This window comes from Pseudomonas sp. NPDC096917 (assembly GCF_044762555.1).
Lineage (GTDB): Bacteria > Pseudomonadota > Gammaproteobacteria > Pseudomonadales > Pseudomonadaceae > Aquipseudomonas.
In genome coordinates this window covers 1-16081 of sequence record NZ_JBIWEO010000026.1, presented here as the reverse complement: position 1 = coordinate 16081, position 16081 = coordinate 1, and the positions used below count along the sequence as shown (strand labels likewise).

The window sequence follows — 16081 nt, the reverse complement described above, 5'->3', positions numbered from 1 at the left end:
GTGGGCTGAGCGGATTCAGATTTTAATGTGACGTGCGTTGGCGCCTGTGTTGCTAAACGGTTTCATAACGTGAAAATGCGTCGTAGAGTCTCGCTCGTTAAAAATAATAATCACCACGTGGCCCACCGTTAACCAAGGCATATCAATGATTGATCTGAACCAAGTCTCAGCTTTTCAACAACAGACGCAGGTGTTCGACCGAGTCTCGCTGAAAATTGGCTATAACGAACGCGTGGCGATTCTCGGGCCCAATGGTGCAGGCAAGAGCACGCTATTAAAGCTCATCAATCGTGAGATTTACCCGGTTGAGCGAGAGGGTAGCTACCTGAAGCTATTCGGCGATGAAACCGTGAATCTTTGGGCCTTGCGCAGCAAGATCGGCTTCGTTTCCCAGGACATGCAGGAAGACTACACGCCGTATACCTCTGCACTGGATGTCGTACTTTCCGGCTTTTTCGGTTCCATGGGCGCCCACGCGCATCTACAGCCAAACGAAGAGCAAATCACCTTGGCGCGCAGCCTGATGAAAGAATTGAGCATCGATATCGACGAGCAGCGTATGTTTCAGCGTCTATCTACCGGTCAGAAACGTCGATTGCTGCTGGCACGCGCACTGGTTCATCACCCGCAGGCGTTGATCCTCGATGAGCCCACCAGCGGTCTCGACATGGGGGCGAGCCTGGGACTATTGTCGCTTATGCGCAGCTTCTGTGGTGATGGCCGCGCCATGATCATAACGACCCACCACATTGACGAAATCATCCCAGAGATTGATCGCGTGATTCTTATCAACCAAGGCCAGTTGATTGCCGATGGCCCAAAGCGCGACATCCTTACCAGCGAGAACCTGTCGGCTCTTTATCAAACTCAACTGCAGGTGTCAGAGAACAATGGCTGGTATCGCTGCTGGCATGGATAACGGCAGGGCGTAGCGCTGCAATGTGTGGGGACCTTATTTAGTCGCCCCAAAAACGCATATCAATCGTTAAGGGAAAAATGAATCGTCCGCTGTTTGTTTCTCTAGATGGGCCCAAAGGCACCGGCAAAACCACACTGTTGGAGGCCGTGACGAAATCACTGAGGGCAGACAACCAAAAGGTGATTCGACTGTGCGAGAAAAAAAGTGATCCTTATAGAAGTGCAACAATGGCCCTTGTTAACAAACTTGTCAGAAATCCTGGCCGGGATTTGGAGTGGGAAGTTTGTGAGCGCCTTGCTGACAGTCGCGCCTGGATTTCGCAACACGTACTGACTCAACAGCCATCAGACAGCATCATCTTGATCGATCGCTGGTACCCATCCGATGCCGCGTTTCGCCGCATAGTCCCCTTTGCAGAGATTCTTCAATTAAACATTGATCGAAACGTGCAAGTACCAGACCTGCATGTCGGGGTTGTCACAAACCCTGACACTTCATGGGCAAGAGCCGCTGCACGAAAACGCGGGCTGAGCAGTACGGTGATCCATAAGTTGGAAGAGCAGATCGCTTGTACCCAGGCGTTCGAGCAGGCAATTGCCGATCACGGCTGGGTTATGTGCCTTAATGAAGGGCCGATCGAAGAGGCAGTGATGCAGATTGTGTCGCAGATATACAGAGTTCTGAATATGCAGGACTTTACGAGCTGAACGCCATCATGGTGTCAACAGTCAGCTGTCCCCATGGGCGCTGCGTAAATCACCATTGTCGAAAGGGATGAAAAGCTTGGCTTATCTAGATTGGGTTCAGTGGCCTGCCATGTTGGTGACGGTGCTTGCGGCCTGGCTGATCGGGTCTCAACGACCAGCAAGGCGGATGACAGGATTTGTATGCTTTAGCCTGAGCAACATATTGTGGGTGACGTGGGGGGTGTACGCAGAGGCCTATGCTCTCATCGTCCTGCAGGTTTGCCTTTTCGCAATGAACCTTCGCGGATTTAAAAAGAACCTCGACGTAGATGAGGTATAGCCGTAAACATCATGGGTTTTCTAGGTCTGCTTTTTTTTCAACGTGGGCAGTTTGTCCGATGCGGGTTTGGACGCTGGCACCTCGCAACGATTATCGATGCAGCGACGGCCACTATCTGGGTGAGGTAACCACGCCAAATGGGGCCGTAAGCGACAAAAAAGGCGATAACCGAATTCGAAAAGCGGGCGCAATACATTCCACGTTAGTGGTGCTGCCCAAAAACCCAAGCCGGCGGCTCGCCAGCTCCACAGGGTGGCATCCAGGCCTGTTACCCAGCGCCCATCAGCGAAACGGGCGTGCAGCAAAGACTGCATGCGCTCAGACGTCAACCCGAGTGCCTTGGCATCGAATGTACCGCTGCTGATGTCTACAAAAAGCAGTCGATCCTTTGCAGCGCGTTCTTGCAGGAACTTTATTTCGCGCGCACACAGAGGGCATTCACCGTCAAAGTAAAGCGTCAGCGGCCAATTCAGTTTCTTGTGCATCTGCAATGCTCTTGTATAAGTTTTAGACACGATAGGCTGAAAGAAACGAACTGACAATGGGCACTATGCGGTGACGTAGTGATGGAACCGCACGCCCCGTTTTGTAGAAGTATTGTCCGTATTGCAAGGTGCCTATAGAACCCAGGGCGATACGTTCGCAACAGCTCAGGGCGACGCTATGTAATCCACCTCGCCATCAAAATCTCGCCCAATCGGGGCTTTTGGGCCTACAGTCTTGGATGTCGCTCACTGCAAGGAGTACCCATGAACGTGTTGCCTTCAACCTCTTTACCAAAGCACGTCAGCCTGCTGGGTTATGGCGGTCTTTTGCCGTTTATTTTTCTGGCGCTGCTGATTCCGTTCTCTCTCGACTATCGGCCGTTGTTTGCGCTTGCGCTTGTTAACTATGGTGCAGTCATCCTGAGCTTCGTCGGCGCCTTGCACTGGGGCTTCGCCATGACGGTGCAAGGCATGAGCGTCGAGCAGGGCAGCCACCGGTTTATCTGGAGTGTCATTCCTGCGCTCATTGCTTGGATTGCCACGTTACTGCCAATGCCATTGGGTTGCTTGCTGTTGGTTATCGGCTTGGTTGCCCATCTTCGGGAAGACAGGCAGCTTTTGCGGGTGATGAGCTTGCCCGCCTGGTACCTGCCGATGCGATTACGGCTTACCGTCGTGGCTAGCGTCTGCTTGATGTTTGTCGCGATAGTTGAAGCGCTCCATTCATGAAGCCTCGTGTGCTCGATAGGGTTGGAAATCGGGTAGAACCTGACAGGCTCAGAATTGACCCGTGTGGTTTGTCCCGCAGCTAGCTCTCACGTTATGCGCGCCCCGGAGGTAGGTGGCAATGCTCTTCTTTCGGACGTGGGAAGTTGGATTTCCCGCACATGAGTGGAATTTTGTAGCGATACTTGCTGCGTGATCGAGTCGACAGCTTGAATCAACAAGTGGTGGCTGGCCGGTATCTTGCTTTATGGTTGGCGCCAAATAAAAAACCGAGTCGGACACTGTGAAATTTCATCAAATCAGAGCCTTGGTAGCCATCAACCAGTGCGGCAGCATCAATGAAGCCTCGCAGATGCTGCATGTCACCCAACCTGCATTGAGCCGTTCAATCAAGGACCTGGAGCGCGAGTTAGGGCTGACTCTGCTGCAGCGTTCCTATAAAGGCATGTCGTTGACTGATGAAGGCCGGCGGATCATCCGTCATGCGCACATGGCGGTTGAGAGCATGCGGCGTCTGCGGATCGAGGCCGATAATATCCGTGACATGGCCGTGGGGGAGGTGGCTGTCGGAGTCACGTCACTGACAGCCATGCTGCCGGGTTTTGAGAAGTGCATCAGTGACTACCAGGCGAAAAATCCACGGGTGCGGATCAAACTCATCGAGCAACGCCCCAGCCATATCGTCCAGCGTTTGCGCGACGGGAGTCTGGACTTTGCCCTGACGTCTCAACAAAACACTCAACGTCTAAATCTCGATTGGGAAACCCTGCACCGGATAAAGGGCACAGTGGTGTGCAGTCCGAACAACCCGTTGCGGCATTCGCCCTCGTTGCGGCAATTACAGTACGCCAACTGGATCAGTCTGGACGAGGTCGACGATCGATCTTCACAGTTCTACCAAATGTTTGAGGTCAACGATATTCACCCGCCGCAGAAGGTGATCGAGTGCGCCTCGCTGTTCTTGGCCTTGCGCCTGGTGGAAAATGCCGACGCGTTCATGACGCTGAGCACTCTCGCGCTGGGCAACGCACTACCGCCGGGACGGGTACCCGAACTGGTCCTCGTCGAAGTCGAAGAGGTCATTCCCGAATACCCGATTTATCTCGTGTGCGTTGACCGCCATTCGCTGACGTCGCCGGCCAGAGATCTGTTTTACGGTCTCAAATCCAAGCTGGCTGCTGAGTCATCGGCAGGGCCGACTTACTAGAAGTGGTAATACATACCGACTGCCAGGTTACTGGGGTCGTCACCCGTTTGATCGAGGGGGATTCCCGCATAGCTGATGGCGGATTCCGGACGGTTATTGATCATGGCGACCCGACCGTATATAGCCCAGTTTTTCTTCAGGAAGTGGTCGTAGCCGAGCATGATCCCGATCGCATCCTTGTCACCGAATTCGATGTGGCGCTTGACCAATGCCATGCGCGCCACATCGGCTTTGCCGACGGGGGCGGAAAGGCCTAATGTCCATGCGCTCATGCTCGGTGTCGCGTGGTAGTCGACGTCCTGGCGTTGCCAGGTGACATTGCCATACAGCGGCCCGAAGTCATAAAACGCCGAAGCGCTTTTGAAGTAGTTGTGGGTCTGCCGCTGACGGTCGCCGTCGTCCCACGGATCACTCAAGTAATCATTGAATGAGCCCAGCAAGATCCACCGCGCATTGCTGTACTGAACACTCATGCCTTTGCCGCGCACGGTCTTGCCGGAGCTGGCGGTATCGTTCAGGCCCAGGCTTACGGCAGTGGCCACGCTGAAACCGGCGAATTTGGGCGTGGTGTAGGCGAGGGTGTGCTTGGGGCGCATATCCAGATAATAGGCACCGCGACCGGCCGGCGGGCTGGTCAGGTAGGTATAGGGCGAACCGTAGGTGGCCAGGAACGGATCAGCAAACGTCGGCGTACCCATGCCATAGGTTTTACCGAACTCCAACTTGCCGTACTCCCGCGAACGCAGCGCCGCCACTGCCAGGCGTAGCGTGCCGACCTGCTTCCAGTGCTCGTCCAGCGCTTGGCCATTGAGGTTGAAGCCTTCCTCGACATCGAACTCCAGCACCGTGTCCGAGTTGAGCGCCTTGCGCATGTAAAGTCCGAGCTTGTTGGTCCAGGCGCCGCCGCCCGCGAGTTTGGTTCCAGAGTAATGCCCCGAGTCCTGGTAATTCACAAACGCATCGAGCGTGCCGTAGACATTGAGCTTGTCGGTGTAGCCTTTATCGACGTTGTAATAGCCAAATCCTTGCGCTAATCGAGCGATGGTAGGAAATCCCTCCGCCTGGCTACACGTCGGTAACCCGAGCCCCAACAGCAAAGCGGTCAATGAAGAAGTGCGCGCGGCGGACGTAACCATTTAAGACGCTCCATAGATGTGATGGCTGACGAGTCGCAGCCTCCACGAAAATAAAAACCGACGGAAATGGTCAATTTTGCATGGGTATGCCTATTGGTTAATTTGCTAAGGAGTGATCGCTTCATTGAGGCCAGCAGGCGTTTGGAAAGGTCTCAAAAAAGCACGATTACATCGCTTTGCCGGCTGCATGAGTCTGAAAAATGGAAGCCATTGGTGCGATACCCCCCTTCAAGTCCTCGCGCAGCACCGTTGTAGGGCGTATTCAATGGACGTGACGCAATCAAGTTAACAATTGGTTAATTGCCTGCAAAAAGCGCAAGTGATTCGTCTTCGGAGTTCCCCGATAGTTGGTCTCGCATAACGCCAATAAGAAATCGGAGCGTGCCATGACGACCCTGCATTCGGACACTTCCCTGGCCAACGGAACGCTGCGTTCCAGTCCGGCCACCACCCACTCCAGAAAAGCCACCGTAGCGTGCGCCCTGGGCAATGCCCTGGAGATGTATGACTTCACGATCTACAGCTTTTTTGCCGTGATCATCGCCAAGAACTTTTTCCCGTCCCAGTCTCCGATAGCTTCATTGCTTATGTCGTTGACGGCGTTCGGGGTGGGCTTTTTGATGCGTCCGGTCGGGGCGATGGTCATTGGACGCTTCGCTGACAGGAAAGGGCGCAAGGCCGCGCTTACGCTGACCATTGCACTGATGACACTGGGTACGGCGCTCATCGCATTCGCCCCCACTTATCAGCAAGCAGGGGTATTGGGCACTGTTCTGCTGGTTATCGGCCGGCTGACTCAAGGTTTTTCTGCCGGTGGAGAAGTCGGCACCGCCTCGGTGTTGATGATGGAATCGTCGGCGAAGAAAAATCGTTGCCGCAATGTCAGCTGGCAGGCTGCAAGCCAGGGTTACGCGGCGCTGGTAGGGGCTGGAATCGGTCTTCTCCTGAGCAGTGTCATGACCACGCCGGACCTGGAAGCGTGGGGTTGGCGTATCCCTTTTGTCATCGGTTTGCTGATTGGTCCTGTCGGCTGGTACATCCGCCGCTGCCTGCCGGAAACCCTTGAGGCGCCCGTCATCAGCTCTTCACCATCCACCGTGCATAAAACCCGCTGGCGCGATGTCATTGATCTGCGCAATACCGTACTCGCCACCGGACTGATGGCGAGCGCAACCATCGGCATGTACCTGTTCATTTTCTACATGCCGGCGTATCTGGTCAGTGCACTGCATTATCCGCAGCGCAGCGCCTTGGCGATTGCCTGTGCTTCAGCCGCGTGCCTGGCGATCCTCACGCCGATAGCAGGGCGCTACGCCGACCGCCACGGCCTGCGCAAAAAACTGCTGGTCTGGACGATTACTTTACCGGTTATCGCAGCATGGCCCGCGCTATGGCTGTTGTCGCATACCACTGACTTGTACATCGCGATGCTGATCGTCGTGCTTCTGGTACTGCCCGGGTGTGTGGGCTCCGGGGCTTTTTTCGCGATGATCATGGAAGGCTTTGCCAAGCAGTACCGAGCGCTCGGCACCTCGGTGAGTTACAGCTTCGGCGTCACCCTGTTCGGCGGCTTCTCGCCGTTGATCGCCACATGGCTTACCTCGGCGCTCGACACACCCACGGCCCCGGCGTTCTACCTGCTTGTCGGCGGGGTGATCAGCCTGTGCTGCTTGAAACTGTTCCCTGAAAACATTGGACGAGACTGACCCATGCGCAACCAACACAACTCATCAGCGTTGAGCGACACCGAACTGCAAAGCTTCATCGCTTTGCGCCGGCAAATCCATGCAGCGCCTGAACTGGGTGGCGAAACCCCGAACACCGCTGAACTGATCGCCGCCAAACTGACGCAATGGGGCTATCAGGTGCATCGCGGTATCGGCGGACATGGCCTGGTCGGCGTCCTGAAAAGAGGCGAGGGCACACGCCGTATCGGTCTGCGCGCCGACATGGACGCGCTGCCCATGCAAGAAAAAAACACCTTTGCGCATGCCAGCCAGATTGCCGATCGCATGCATGCCTGCGGGCATGACGGGCACACCGCAATCCTGCTCGCGGCCGCTTACCGTCTGGCCACTCACGGCGAATTCAACGGCACCCTTAACCTGATTTTCCAACCCGACGAGGAGGGCTTGTGTGGGGCCAAGGCCATGATCGACGACGGCCTGTTTCAGCGTTTTCCGTGCGATGCGATTTTTGCGCTGCATAACATGCCCGGTTACCCCTTGGGCACGGCGGTGGTTCAGGCGGGACCCACCATGGCGTCCTCCGAGCGTGTGTCGCTGCTTATCACCGGCCAAGGTGGGCATGGTGCTATGCCAGAGAAGTCGGTTGATCCACTCCCCGTGGTGGCCAGCCTGATCAATGCGATCCAGACCATCAAGTCGCGCAACCTCGGCCCGGAAGAATACGCGGTCATCAGCATCGGCATGCTGCAGGCCGGGAGTGTCTACAACATCATTCCTAATGAGGCCAGCATGCTGATCAGTGTGCGTACCGACACCCCGCAGACTCAGCAAAAGATCAATCAGCGACTCGAACAGATCGTCCGCGGTCACGAGCAATCATTCGGCGTGAACATTGACCTGGAAATTACCCCGCTGGCCCCCGCCCTAATCAATGACGTGACCGAAACACAACGAGTGCGCGAAAGCCTTGCACCACTCTTTGAACCAGGCCACTTGCAAAGCCACGGCCCGAAGGTCATGGGCACCGAGGACTTCGCCTGGATGCTCACAGAAGTGCCGGGGTGCTATTTCTTGCTGGGTAATGGTGAAGGCGAGTTTCACGGTTGCTCCGTGCACAACCCGCACTACGACTTCAATGATGAGCTGATCCGACTGGGCGCCGATTGCTGGGAAAAACTGGTGGAAGATTTTCTCGCCTGACCACCCTGATCAGCCTCAAAACATTGTTCAAGGAAAATTCATGTTCCAGAAAAGCTTATCCCTCGCTGATTTCGATCCAACATTGGCCGCCGCTATTACCGACGAGTCCCGACGTCAGGAGCGACACATTGAGCTGATTGCTTCGGAGAACTATGCCAGCCCACAGGTGATGCAGGCGCAAGGCACCTTGTTGACCAATAAGTACGCCGAAGGCTATCCAGGAAAACGCTACTACGGTGGTTGCGCCCACGTAGATGTCATCGAACAACTGGCGATTGATCGGGCTAAACAGCTGTTCGGTGCGGATTACGCCAACGTCCAGCCACACTCAGGCTCGTCGGCCAACAGTGCCGTTTACCTTGCACTGTTGAAGCCGGGCGACACGTTGCTCGGTATAAGTCGGGGCGTTGCTGATGGTTGATATGGCGCACGTGGCGGGGCTGGTGGCGGCAGGGTTGTACCCGAATCCGTTGCCTTACGCTGATGTCGTGACCAGCACCACGCACAAAACGCTGCGCGGCCCACGCGGAGGGCTGATCCTGGCCAGAAGCAATCCTGAACTTGAGAAAAAACTCGACTCGGCAGTGTTCCCCGGTAGTCAGGGCGGGCCGTTGATGCAAGTTATCGCCGCTAAGGCCGTGTGCTTCAAGGAAGCGGCGCTACCGACCTTCAAGACCTACCAGGCAAGTGTCATCGAGAACGCCCAAGTCATGGCGCAAACCTTTATCGAGCGGGGTTATGACGTCGTCTCCGGAGGCACCGACAACCACCTGTTTCTGCTCAGCCTGATTCGCCAAGGCATTACCGGAAAGGAGGCCGACGCTGCGCTGGAACGCTGCGGCATCACGGTTAACAAAAACGCTGTGCCGAATGATCCCCAGTCGCCGTTCGTGACTTCCGGGCTGCGCATAGGCACGGCGGCGGTGACCACGCGAGGCTTTACGGGGGAGGAGTGCCGGGCGCTCGCCGGTTGGATCTGCGATGTGCTTGATCACTTGGGGGATGCCGACGTCCAAGCGCAGGTCGCTCGGCAGGCCGCTCAGTTGTGCCGACGGTTCCCGGTTTACCCGTCTACTTGCGATTGAGGATCACCTGAGGCTGCAAACCTTGGGCGCAGCGGGTAAACCGATAAGCACGTCCATCTCGAATGATGGTAAGTCCCTATGTTCAGGATGACTGTCGGTTTACCCAATGGTTGACGCAAATAAAGAACAAAAGAGCGGCAGCCAAGACCAGCATTGAGTGGGATAAGCCCTGGGCAAACGCTTACTAGGCGCCAATGGTCGAATATTCACATATTTTTGATTTGGGTAATATTGAGAAGGAACTAACTGTATTAGGTTTTTGAGGAAAAAATTGTGAGTGCGCAAGCGCAAGGTTCAGGATTAAGAATTTTCACCGCAGTGATAACGGCCATTTTTTCGCTTGTTTTATTAATAGGCGGAATATGGCTGGCATCATTGGGTGGTTCTTTGTATTACATCATCGCCGGCATTGGGCTGCTCATGTGTGCGGTCTTGCTTTGGCGACGATCCGCAGCGGCGATCTGGCTTTACGGATTGCTGATGCTGGCGACCGTTCTATGGGGGCTATGGGAGACCGGCTCGGATTTCTGGGCATTAGTGCCTCGCTTCGATATTCTCGGCGTCCTGGGCATCTGGCTGCTGATTCCGGCAGTGACGCGTGGCATTGATGCGCGTTTGAAAGCCAGCAAAGTGTTTTTGTCAGCCACCCTGGCTTTCGCGATCGCTGTTTTGGTCTACTCGATCTTCAACGACCCTCAGGAGATCAACGGCAGTCTGACTTCGGCCCAACCTGCGCAAGCCCAACCGGTTGACGGCATTGCCCCAGGCGACTGGCCTGCCTATGGCAGAAGCCAGGCAGGAACCCGTTATTCGCCACTTAGCCAGATCAACGACAGTAATGTGAAAGATCTCCAGGTCGCGTGGACTTTCCACACCGGTGAGTTCAAAACTGATAATGACTCGGGTGAAACCACTAACGAAGTGACGCCGATCAAGATCGGCGACAACATGTATATCTGCACTACCCACCAAATACTGGTGGCGCTTGATCCAGCGACCGGCAAGGAAAAGTGGAGATTCGATCCGCAACTCGTATCCGACCCTTCGTTTCAGCATCTAACTTGCCGTGGTGTTGCGTATTACGACCAGGCCAACACGCAGGAATTTGCGACCAGCTTGAAAGACGTTGCTCCGGTCCAAACCAGTTGCCCTCGTAAAGTGCTGCTGCCGGTCAACGATGGTCGTCTGTTCGCAATCAATGCCGACAATGGCGAGCGCTGTTCAGACTTCGCGGAAAATGGCGAGCTGGACCTCAAAAAAATGCAGCCCTATACCTATCCGGGCGCTTTGATGCCGACGTCTCCACCCGTGGTGACTGGCACAACTGTTGTGATCGCTGGCTCTACCACCGATAACTTTTCCGTACATGAGCCTTCTGGCGCCATTCGCGGTTACGACGTCAACACCGGCGCTTTGAAATGGGTGTTCGATACGGGCGCAGAGGATCCAAACGCAATTCCTGGCCCTGGCCAGACACTGGTCAACAACTCGCCTAACGCTTGGCCTCCACTGGCGTACGATGCCAAGATCGATATGGTCTACATCCCGACCGGCAACCCTACTCCTGACATCTGGGGTGGTAACCGTACGCCTGTGATGGAGCGTTATGCCAGTGCGATTGTGGCGTTGAATGCTTCAACAGGTAAATTGGCGTGGAGCTTCCAGACTACCCATCATGATCTGTGGGATATGGACGTTCCGTCGCAACCGACCTTGGCGGATGTGAAAACTGCGGCGGGTGACACCGTTCCTGCGGTGTATGTGCCTACTAAAGCGGGCAACATGTTCGTTTTCGATCGTCGTGACGGCAAGCCGATCGTTCCTGTCACTGAAATGCCAGTGCCTGAGGGTGAAGCAGCTCCTGGTGACTGGGTCAGTCCGACACAGCCCCGTTCCGCACTGAACCTTACCCCGATCCAGACATTGACCGACAAGAACATGTGGGGCGCCACAATGTTTGACCAGTTGATGTGTCGAGTGATCTTCGAGCGGCTCAACTATAACGGCCAGTACACGCCTCCTTCAGAAAATGGCACGCTGGTTTTCCCAGGTAATCTCGGTGTATTTGAATGGGGCGGTATTTCCGTCAACTCTGATCGCCAGATAGCGCTAATGAATCCGATGGCGCTGCCTTTCGTATCCAAACTGGTTCCGCGTGGGCCCAATAACCCGCTGTGGCCTGAAGAAGGTGCGACCGGTTCTGGCACTGAAATGGGCATTCAACCTCAGTATGGCGTGCCATATGGCGTTGAGATCAATGCATTTCTCTCGCCGCTGGGTCTGCCCTGCAAAGCGCCGGCATGGGGTTACGTTGCCGGTGTGGATCTGAAAACCCACGAGGTCGTGTGGCGTAAGCGTATAGGTACGGCGCGGGACAGCCTTAAGGGTATCCAGTTGCCGCCGATGAAGATTGGCGTGCCTATGTTGGGCGGCCCGATTTCGACTGCAGGCAACCTCATGTTTATCGCGGGCACTCAGGACAACTACCTGCGCGCCTATGACGTCACCAATGGCGATCTGCTTTGGCAGGCCCGTTTGCCCGCTGGTGGTCAGGCGACACCGATGACTTATGAGTCGAACGGTAAACAGTACGTTGTGATCATGGCCGGCGGCCATGGCTCGTTCGGTACGAAGATGGGCGACTCGTTGATCGCTTACGCGCTGCCCGATTCTAAAGGGAAATGATGTAGGCCCAATCGCTGATAAAAACTAGAGACCTCTGAGCGGCCAGTTGTGTGGACTACAACTGGCTACTTGGGGGTCTTTTTTTTGGCGTCACGATAATCTTCATTGCTCTGTCCCGTATGCAGAAGTTGAGTTAGGCGAAAGACAGCTCGATGGTGCGCGAAAACTTGATCCCACAATGCGAACACTTGCTTGCCAATGTAGCTCGACTAGTCAGGCCCAATCGACGCTGCGCTTTGGGGCTTCTGCCCTAGAATAGTCATTGAGTATTGCCGGCAGATCCAATTGCTGAAGTGATGAGCCTCTTTCCTGGGGCCGGTACGAAACGACTTAACGCTTCACGCAGTCAACATGGAGTCTTTATAGTCATGCCTACAACCTGACAGGACGCACACCCCATGCTCACTAACCTCTGGTATGTCGTTCTCCCATCGTCACAGTTGACTGACGGACTGAAGCCAGTCCGATTACTTGGACTACCTTTCGTAGCGTTCCGTGATGGCGTGGGTGTCGCTCACCTGCTATCGGATGTTTGCGTGCATCGTGGCGGTTCGTTATCGGCCGGTAATAAGGTGGGTAACAGCGTGCAGTGCCCCTATCACGGCTGGCGGTTTGGGGCTGACGGAATCTGTACGCTCATTCCCGCGCAGCCAGATCTGCGTATTCCGGCGAAGGCCCGGGTCGATGCGTACCCAACGTTGGAACGATACGGTTGGATCTGGGCTTTTTTGGGTGACCTCCCCGAAGCGCAACGTCCCCCTTTACCCACGCTCGACTGGGTCGACGATCCTGCGATCCGCACAGTTGCCGGGCATTTCGATTGGGAGGCCAGTTGGGATCGAATTATCGAAAATGGCCTCGATTTCGCGCACGCATCTTTTGTACATGGTTCAACCTTCGGTGATCCGGATCATCCCGAGATTGATTCATTCGATGTCGAAAGCGATACGTGGAGCGGTCGTGCACAAATGCTCATGCGCAGGCCGGTACGCAAAGGTCTGCTGAGGCGCAAGTCATCAAGTGAGTTTGTCAGCGTGGTCACGGTTCCGGGTTTTCATTTGTCCGGCCCCTGTACAACGCTGGAGCTCCAGTTACCGAACGGCTGGCGGATCTACATCGTCTCGGCGCATGTCCCGATTGACGCTAACCGCACACGAACCTGGTGGATGATGGGCAGAACGTTTTTGCGTTCGCGGCTGCTTGATCGCAAGTTCATTGCCAGCAACCTCCGTATTTTTGAACAAGATCATGCCGTGCTAAAAAAGGTACGTCCCGAGCGTGTACCGGACTCATTTCAGCAAGAGGTTTCACTAAAGTCTGATGCCCTGCAGATCGCCTTTCGCAAAAGTGTACAAGTACTTGAACAGCGCGGCTGGCGTATCGATGAAGAGCGTCTTGCGCGAACGTTCACGGGACGAAAGGCTTGCGCGGTACCGTGTCCTGAACGTCGTCATGTTCGCGCTTGGGCGATTGAGCCTATTGCGTTGGTGGATTTCACCCGTGAATACGAATGATTGTGCGCTAAGGCCATTTAGGCGAAAGCGCAAACAGCGTGACCTGTTGCGCGGTGTTTTTCATCAAGCCGCGAAAACGCACTTTCGTGTAACTAAACTGACGCTTGATGACCCGAAGTTGATGACCTGTAAAATTCCGCCGGCCAACTCGTGTTTTCGTAACATCGCCATCAGCGGGTAAGCCGTACGACCGCCGTCGCCCTTCGGATAGTACGGTTTGATCAAGGTAATCAAGCCCTTCCAGTGAATCGCCCCGGGTTTCGTAGACGCCTCTTTGCCTTAAACTGAGGCCCATTAGGAGGTGCCATGAGCAACCCGTGTTATCCCGAAGGGTTAACCAAGTAATCGAAAGAAGCTGCCCGTCGCTGATGTTGCTGCCCGTCGTCGACCTGGCGCCGTCTAACTTTAAGCGTGAACGAGTTTTTTCGGCGATCTCGCCCAGATGATGATCTTCTGGAATAAACGGTGGCGCCAGATAGGGATCACCATAGTGCCAAGGTGTAACCGAGGATGATTCGGTTCTCATCGACAGCGGTGCTCAAGCCATTGCCTGAGCGAAACGTCACGTTTCGCCAGCGTATGCTGACGTCCTTTAATACGCCGCTCTGGATGACATACGCGATATCAGTGTCGCGTTCGCGCTCTGTGCCGTTATCGACGCTGGCGGTCTTGACGTGACGGCCGTCGGTGTAACGGGTCATAAAGGTTAGGCCGGGAATGTCTTGGGCGGCGAAGTCATAGTCGTAGCGCAGTTGCCAGGAGTCCTCGTCGGTTCGGGTGTAAGTGTTGTAGGTCACCAGGTTGACCACGTAGGGATCGCCACCGTTGAGAAACGGGAAAGCGCTGGCCCCGGATAACTGCTGCCAGGTGGCGCTGACTTTGTGTGCGCCCAGGGCCAAGGTGAACATGCTGTTGAAGTTGCGATTGTCAATGCGCCCGGCGCGTTCGGCGCCGTCGCCGCGGCTGTCGAAGTAGCGCAGGTCGCTGCGCAGGCTGAAGCCATTGCCCAACGGCTGGGTGTGTACCAGACCGACGAAATGCTGGCGATAGATCTGATCGAGCTTACCGTAGTAGTAGCTTAGGTTGAGTTGCTGGTTGAAGGCGAAGCTGCCACCGGCAAAATCGAAGTGGTCGCTGCTGGCGATGCCGTAACCGATGTCGTCATTGCTCGACGAGTCGCGCAGATTGGTTTTGGTCAGACGTCCAGTATTGACCGTCAGGCCGCTGATTTCCTGGCTGGTAAGCAATCCTCCTTGGAAAGTGGATGCCAGCATACGGTTGTCGTTATAGGTAGCCACTGGTAACAACGGTTGTAGGGTCCCGATTTTTAGTACGCTCTTGGATACGCGCAATTTTCCGTTCAAGCCTAGGGTGCTGAACTCGTCTACCGGTTCGTGGCTATCGGGACCATATGGAAGTAGGCCGGTTCCTCGCTGGTCAGGGCTGGAGTCGAGCTTGATCCCCCATTTCCCTAGAGCATCGAGGCCAAGGCCGAACGTACCATCGGTATAGCCAGATTCTATCCGTGCCGTGAAACTCTGGGCCCATTCAGCGGCCATAGCTTGCGGTGCATTGTCCTCACGGAAATCGCGGTTGAGATAGAAGTTACGCATTTCAATTCGGGCCTTACTGTCATTTATAAAATCGGCCGCAGCAAGAGAGGAGAACAATGGTGCGCAAATTATGATCATGACCAGCATCAGCTTTTTACGGGCGTGAATGTATGCGGGATTCATTATTTTTATTCCCATGAAACAGATGGTTTTCATTCAAAATAGTGGTGAGTCAGTCTTCGGCCCACCTCTAGTCTTCGGAGAGGACCTACAATGGTCGCCCTCTGGGTATTAGTTTTAAAAATGGCGCCACTACGATTCTCTAATGCGCATTGGCAGTGGCAAAGCGACCGGATCGTTTCTTGCTAGGCAGGTGACTGCGTACGAGCAACAACGCGAAGGCAGAGGCGGCCATGCCGGCGCCGAGCATTACGAGGAAGCCAGAGATCCCCCCATAAGTGATCACGGCCGCTCCAATGAAAGCACTCAAAATCCCCCCCAGCCTACCGAACGCCAGGGCTGTAGCCATACCAGTTGCACGAACTTCTGTCGGATAGACATAAGCGCACAAGCCATAGAGCGAAGTCTGTACGGCATTAACAAAGAAACCGTTGATCCCAAAGCCAGCAATGGCTAAACCCGCGTTATTACTAATATCGAGGCCCAACATCGCGAAAGCGCTCAGGGCGGCCAAGGACGCACAGATCAACAACGGAATGCGAGACCCATATCTGGTGATGGCATAGGCGCAAAATAGCGAACCTAGTGTCTCGAGCGGTTAGTTCATTAGCTTATTCTTCATCACACTCAGCTTTGCCATATGTACCGAGCTGATGATGGCCGCTGCGGTCTTTGTC

The 16081-nt window shown here is 55.0% G+C and carries 12 protein-coding genes and 3 pseudogenes; 10 read left to right on the top strand and 5 right to left on the bottom strand.

What is annotated here, in order from left to right:
- Positions 1–145: 145 nt before the first annotated feature.
- The 3 genes from ACIQYF_RS21995 to ACIQYF_RS21985 all read left to right on the top strand — a co-directional run bounded on the left by ACIQYF_RS21995 (position 146) and on the right by ACIQYF_RS21985 (position 1945).
- The gene (locus ACIQYF_RS21995; RefSeq protein ID WP_402866017.1) at positions 146–919 is read left to right on the top strand and encodes an ABC transporter ATP-binding protein; all 774 of its coding nucleotides are present in this window, start codon (positions 146–148) and stop codon (positions 917–919) included.
- Positions 920–996: 77 nt separating this feature from the next.
- Complete coding sequence (locus ACIQYF_RS21990; RefSeq protein WP_402866015.1) at positions 997–1626, top strand: dTMP kinase; 630 nt, start codon at positions 997–999, stop codon at positions 1624–1626.
- A gap of 67 nt (positions 1627–1693) precedes the next feature.
- A complete protein-coding gene (locus tag ACIQYF_RS21985) occupies positions 1694–1945 on the top strand; it encodes a hypothetical protein (protein ID WP_402866014.1) in 252 nt (83 codons plus the stop codon).
- Positions 1946–1965: 20 nt separating this feature from the next.
- Here the strand turns inward: ACIQYF_RS21985 and ACIQYF_RS21980 are convergent, their stop codons facing one another.
- Positions 1966–2430 (bottom strand): thiol-disulfide oxidoreductase DCC family protein, encoded by a 465-nt coding sequence (locus ACIQYF_RS21980; protein ID WP_402866087.1) that lies wholly within the window; start codon positions 2428–2430, stop codon positions 1966–1968.
- 264 nt (positions 2431–2694) lie between these two features.
- Here ACIQYF_RS21980 and ACIQYF_RS21975 point away from each other — a divergent pair, with 264 nt between their 5' ends.
- A complete protein-coding gene (locus ACIQYF_RS21975) occupies positions 2695–3159 on the top strand; it encodes a DUF3429 domain-containing protein (RefSeq protein ID WP_402866013.1) in 465 nt (154 codons plus the stop codon).
- 280 nt (positions 3160–3439) lie between these two features.
- Positions 3440–4363, top strand: coding sequence for a LysR family transcriptional regulator (locus tag ACIQYF_RS21970; protein WP_402866011.1), 924 nt, complete (start codon positions 3440–3442; stop codon positions 4361–4363).
- Here ACIQYF_RS21970 and ACIQYF_RS21965 read toward each other — a convergent pair.
- A complete protein-coding gene (locus ACIQYF_RS21965; RefSeq protein WP_402866009.1) occupies positions 4360–5499 on the bottom strand; it encodes a porin in 1140 nt (379 codons plus the stop codon). The genes ACIQYF_RS21970 and ACIQYF_RS21965 overlap by 4 nt on opposite strands.
- A gap of 386 nt (positions 5500–5885) precedes the next feature.
- On the opposite strand from ACIQYF_RS21965, the gene ACIQYF_RS21960 reads away from it, so the two are divergent.
- The 5 genes and pseudogenes from ACIQYF_RS21960 to ACIQYF_RS21940 all read left to right on the top strand — a co-directional run bounded on the left by ACIQYF_RS21960 (position 5886) and on the right by ACIQYF_RS21940 (position 13671).
- Positions 5886–7205 carry an MFS transporter gene (locus tag ACIQYF_RS21960; protein ID WP_402866007.1) on the top strand — a complete coding sequence of 440 codons (1320 nt, stop codon included), beginning with the start codon at positions 5886–5888 and terminating at the stop codon, positions 7203–7205.
- 3 nt (positions 7206–7208) lie between these two features.
- Positions 7209–8387, top strand: coding sequence for a M20 aminoacylase family protein (locus ACIQYF_RS21955; RefSeq protein ID WP_402866005.1), 1179 nt, complete (start codon positions 7209–7211; stop codon positions 8385–8387).
- A 40-nt stretch (positions 8388–8427) separates the two neighbouring features.
- Positions 8428–9472, top strand: a pseudogene (gene glyA / locus ACIQYF_RS21950) (serine hydroxymethyltransferase).
- A 273-nt stretch (positions 9473–9745) separates the two neighbouring features.
- Positions 9746–12157 carry a glucose/quinate/shikimate family membrane-bound PQQ-dependent dehydrogenase gene (locus ACIQYF_RS21945; protein ID WP_402866003.1) on the top strand — a complete coding sequence of 804 codons (2412 nt, stop codon included), beginning with the start codon at positions 9746–9748 and terminating at the stop codon, positions 12155–12157.
- A 398-nt stretch (positions 12158–12555) separates the two neighbouring features.
- On the top strand, positions 12556–13671 hold the full coding sequence (locus tag ACIQYF_RS21940) for a Rieske 2Fe-2S domain-containing protein (RefSeq protein WP_402866001.1): 1116 nt from the start codon (positions 12556–12558) through the stop codon (positions 13669–13671).
- A 7-nt stretch (positions 13672–13678) separates the two neighbouring features.
- On the opposite strand, the pseudogene ACIQYF_RS21935 reads toward ACIQYF_RS21940, so the two are convergent.
- The 3 genes and pseudogenes from ACIQYF_RS21935 to ACIQYF_RS21925 form a co-directional block, all read right to left on the bottom strand.
- A pseudogene (locus tag ACIQYF_RS21935) lies at positions 13679–13795 on the bottom strand (IS5/IS1182 family transposase); the annotation flags it as partial.
- Between the two features lie 358 nt (positions 13796–14153).
- Positions 14154–15371 (bottom strand): OprD family porin, encoded by a 1218-nt coding sequence (locus ACIQYF_RS21930; protein ID WP_402866085.1) that lies wholly within the window; start codon positions 15369–15371, stop codon positions 14154–14156.
- 175 nt (positions 15372–15546) lie between these two features.
- Positions 15547–15978, bottom strand: a pseudogene (locus tag ACIQYF_RS21925) (MFS transporter); the annotation flags it as partial.
- Positions 15979–16081: the final 103 nt, after the last annotated feature.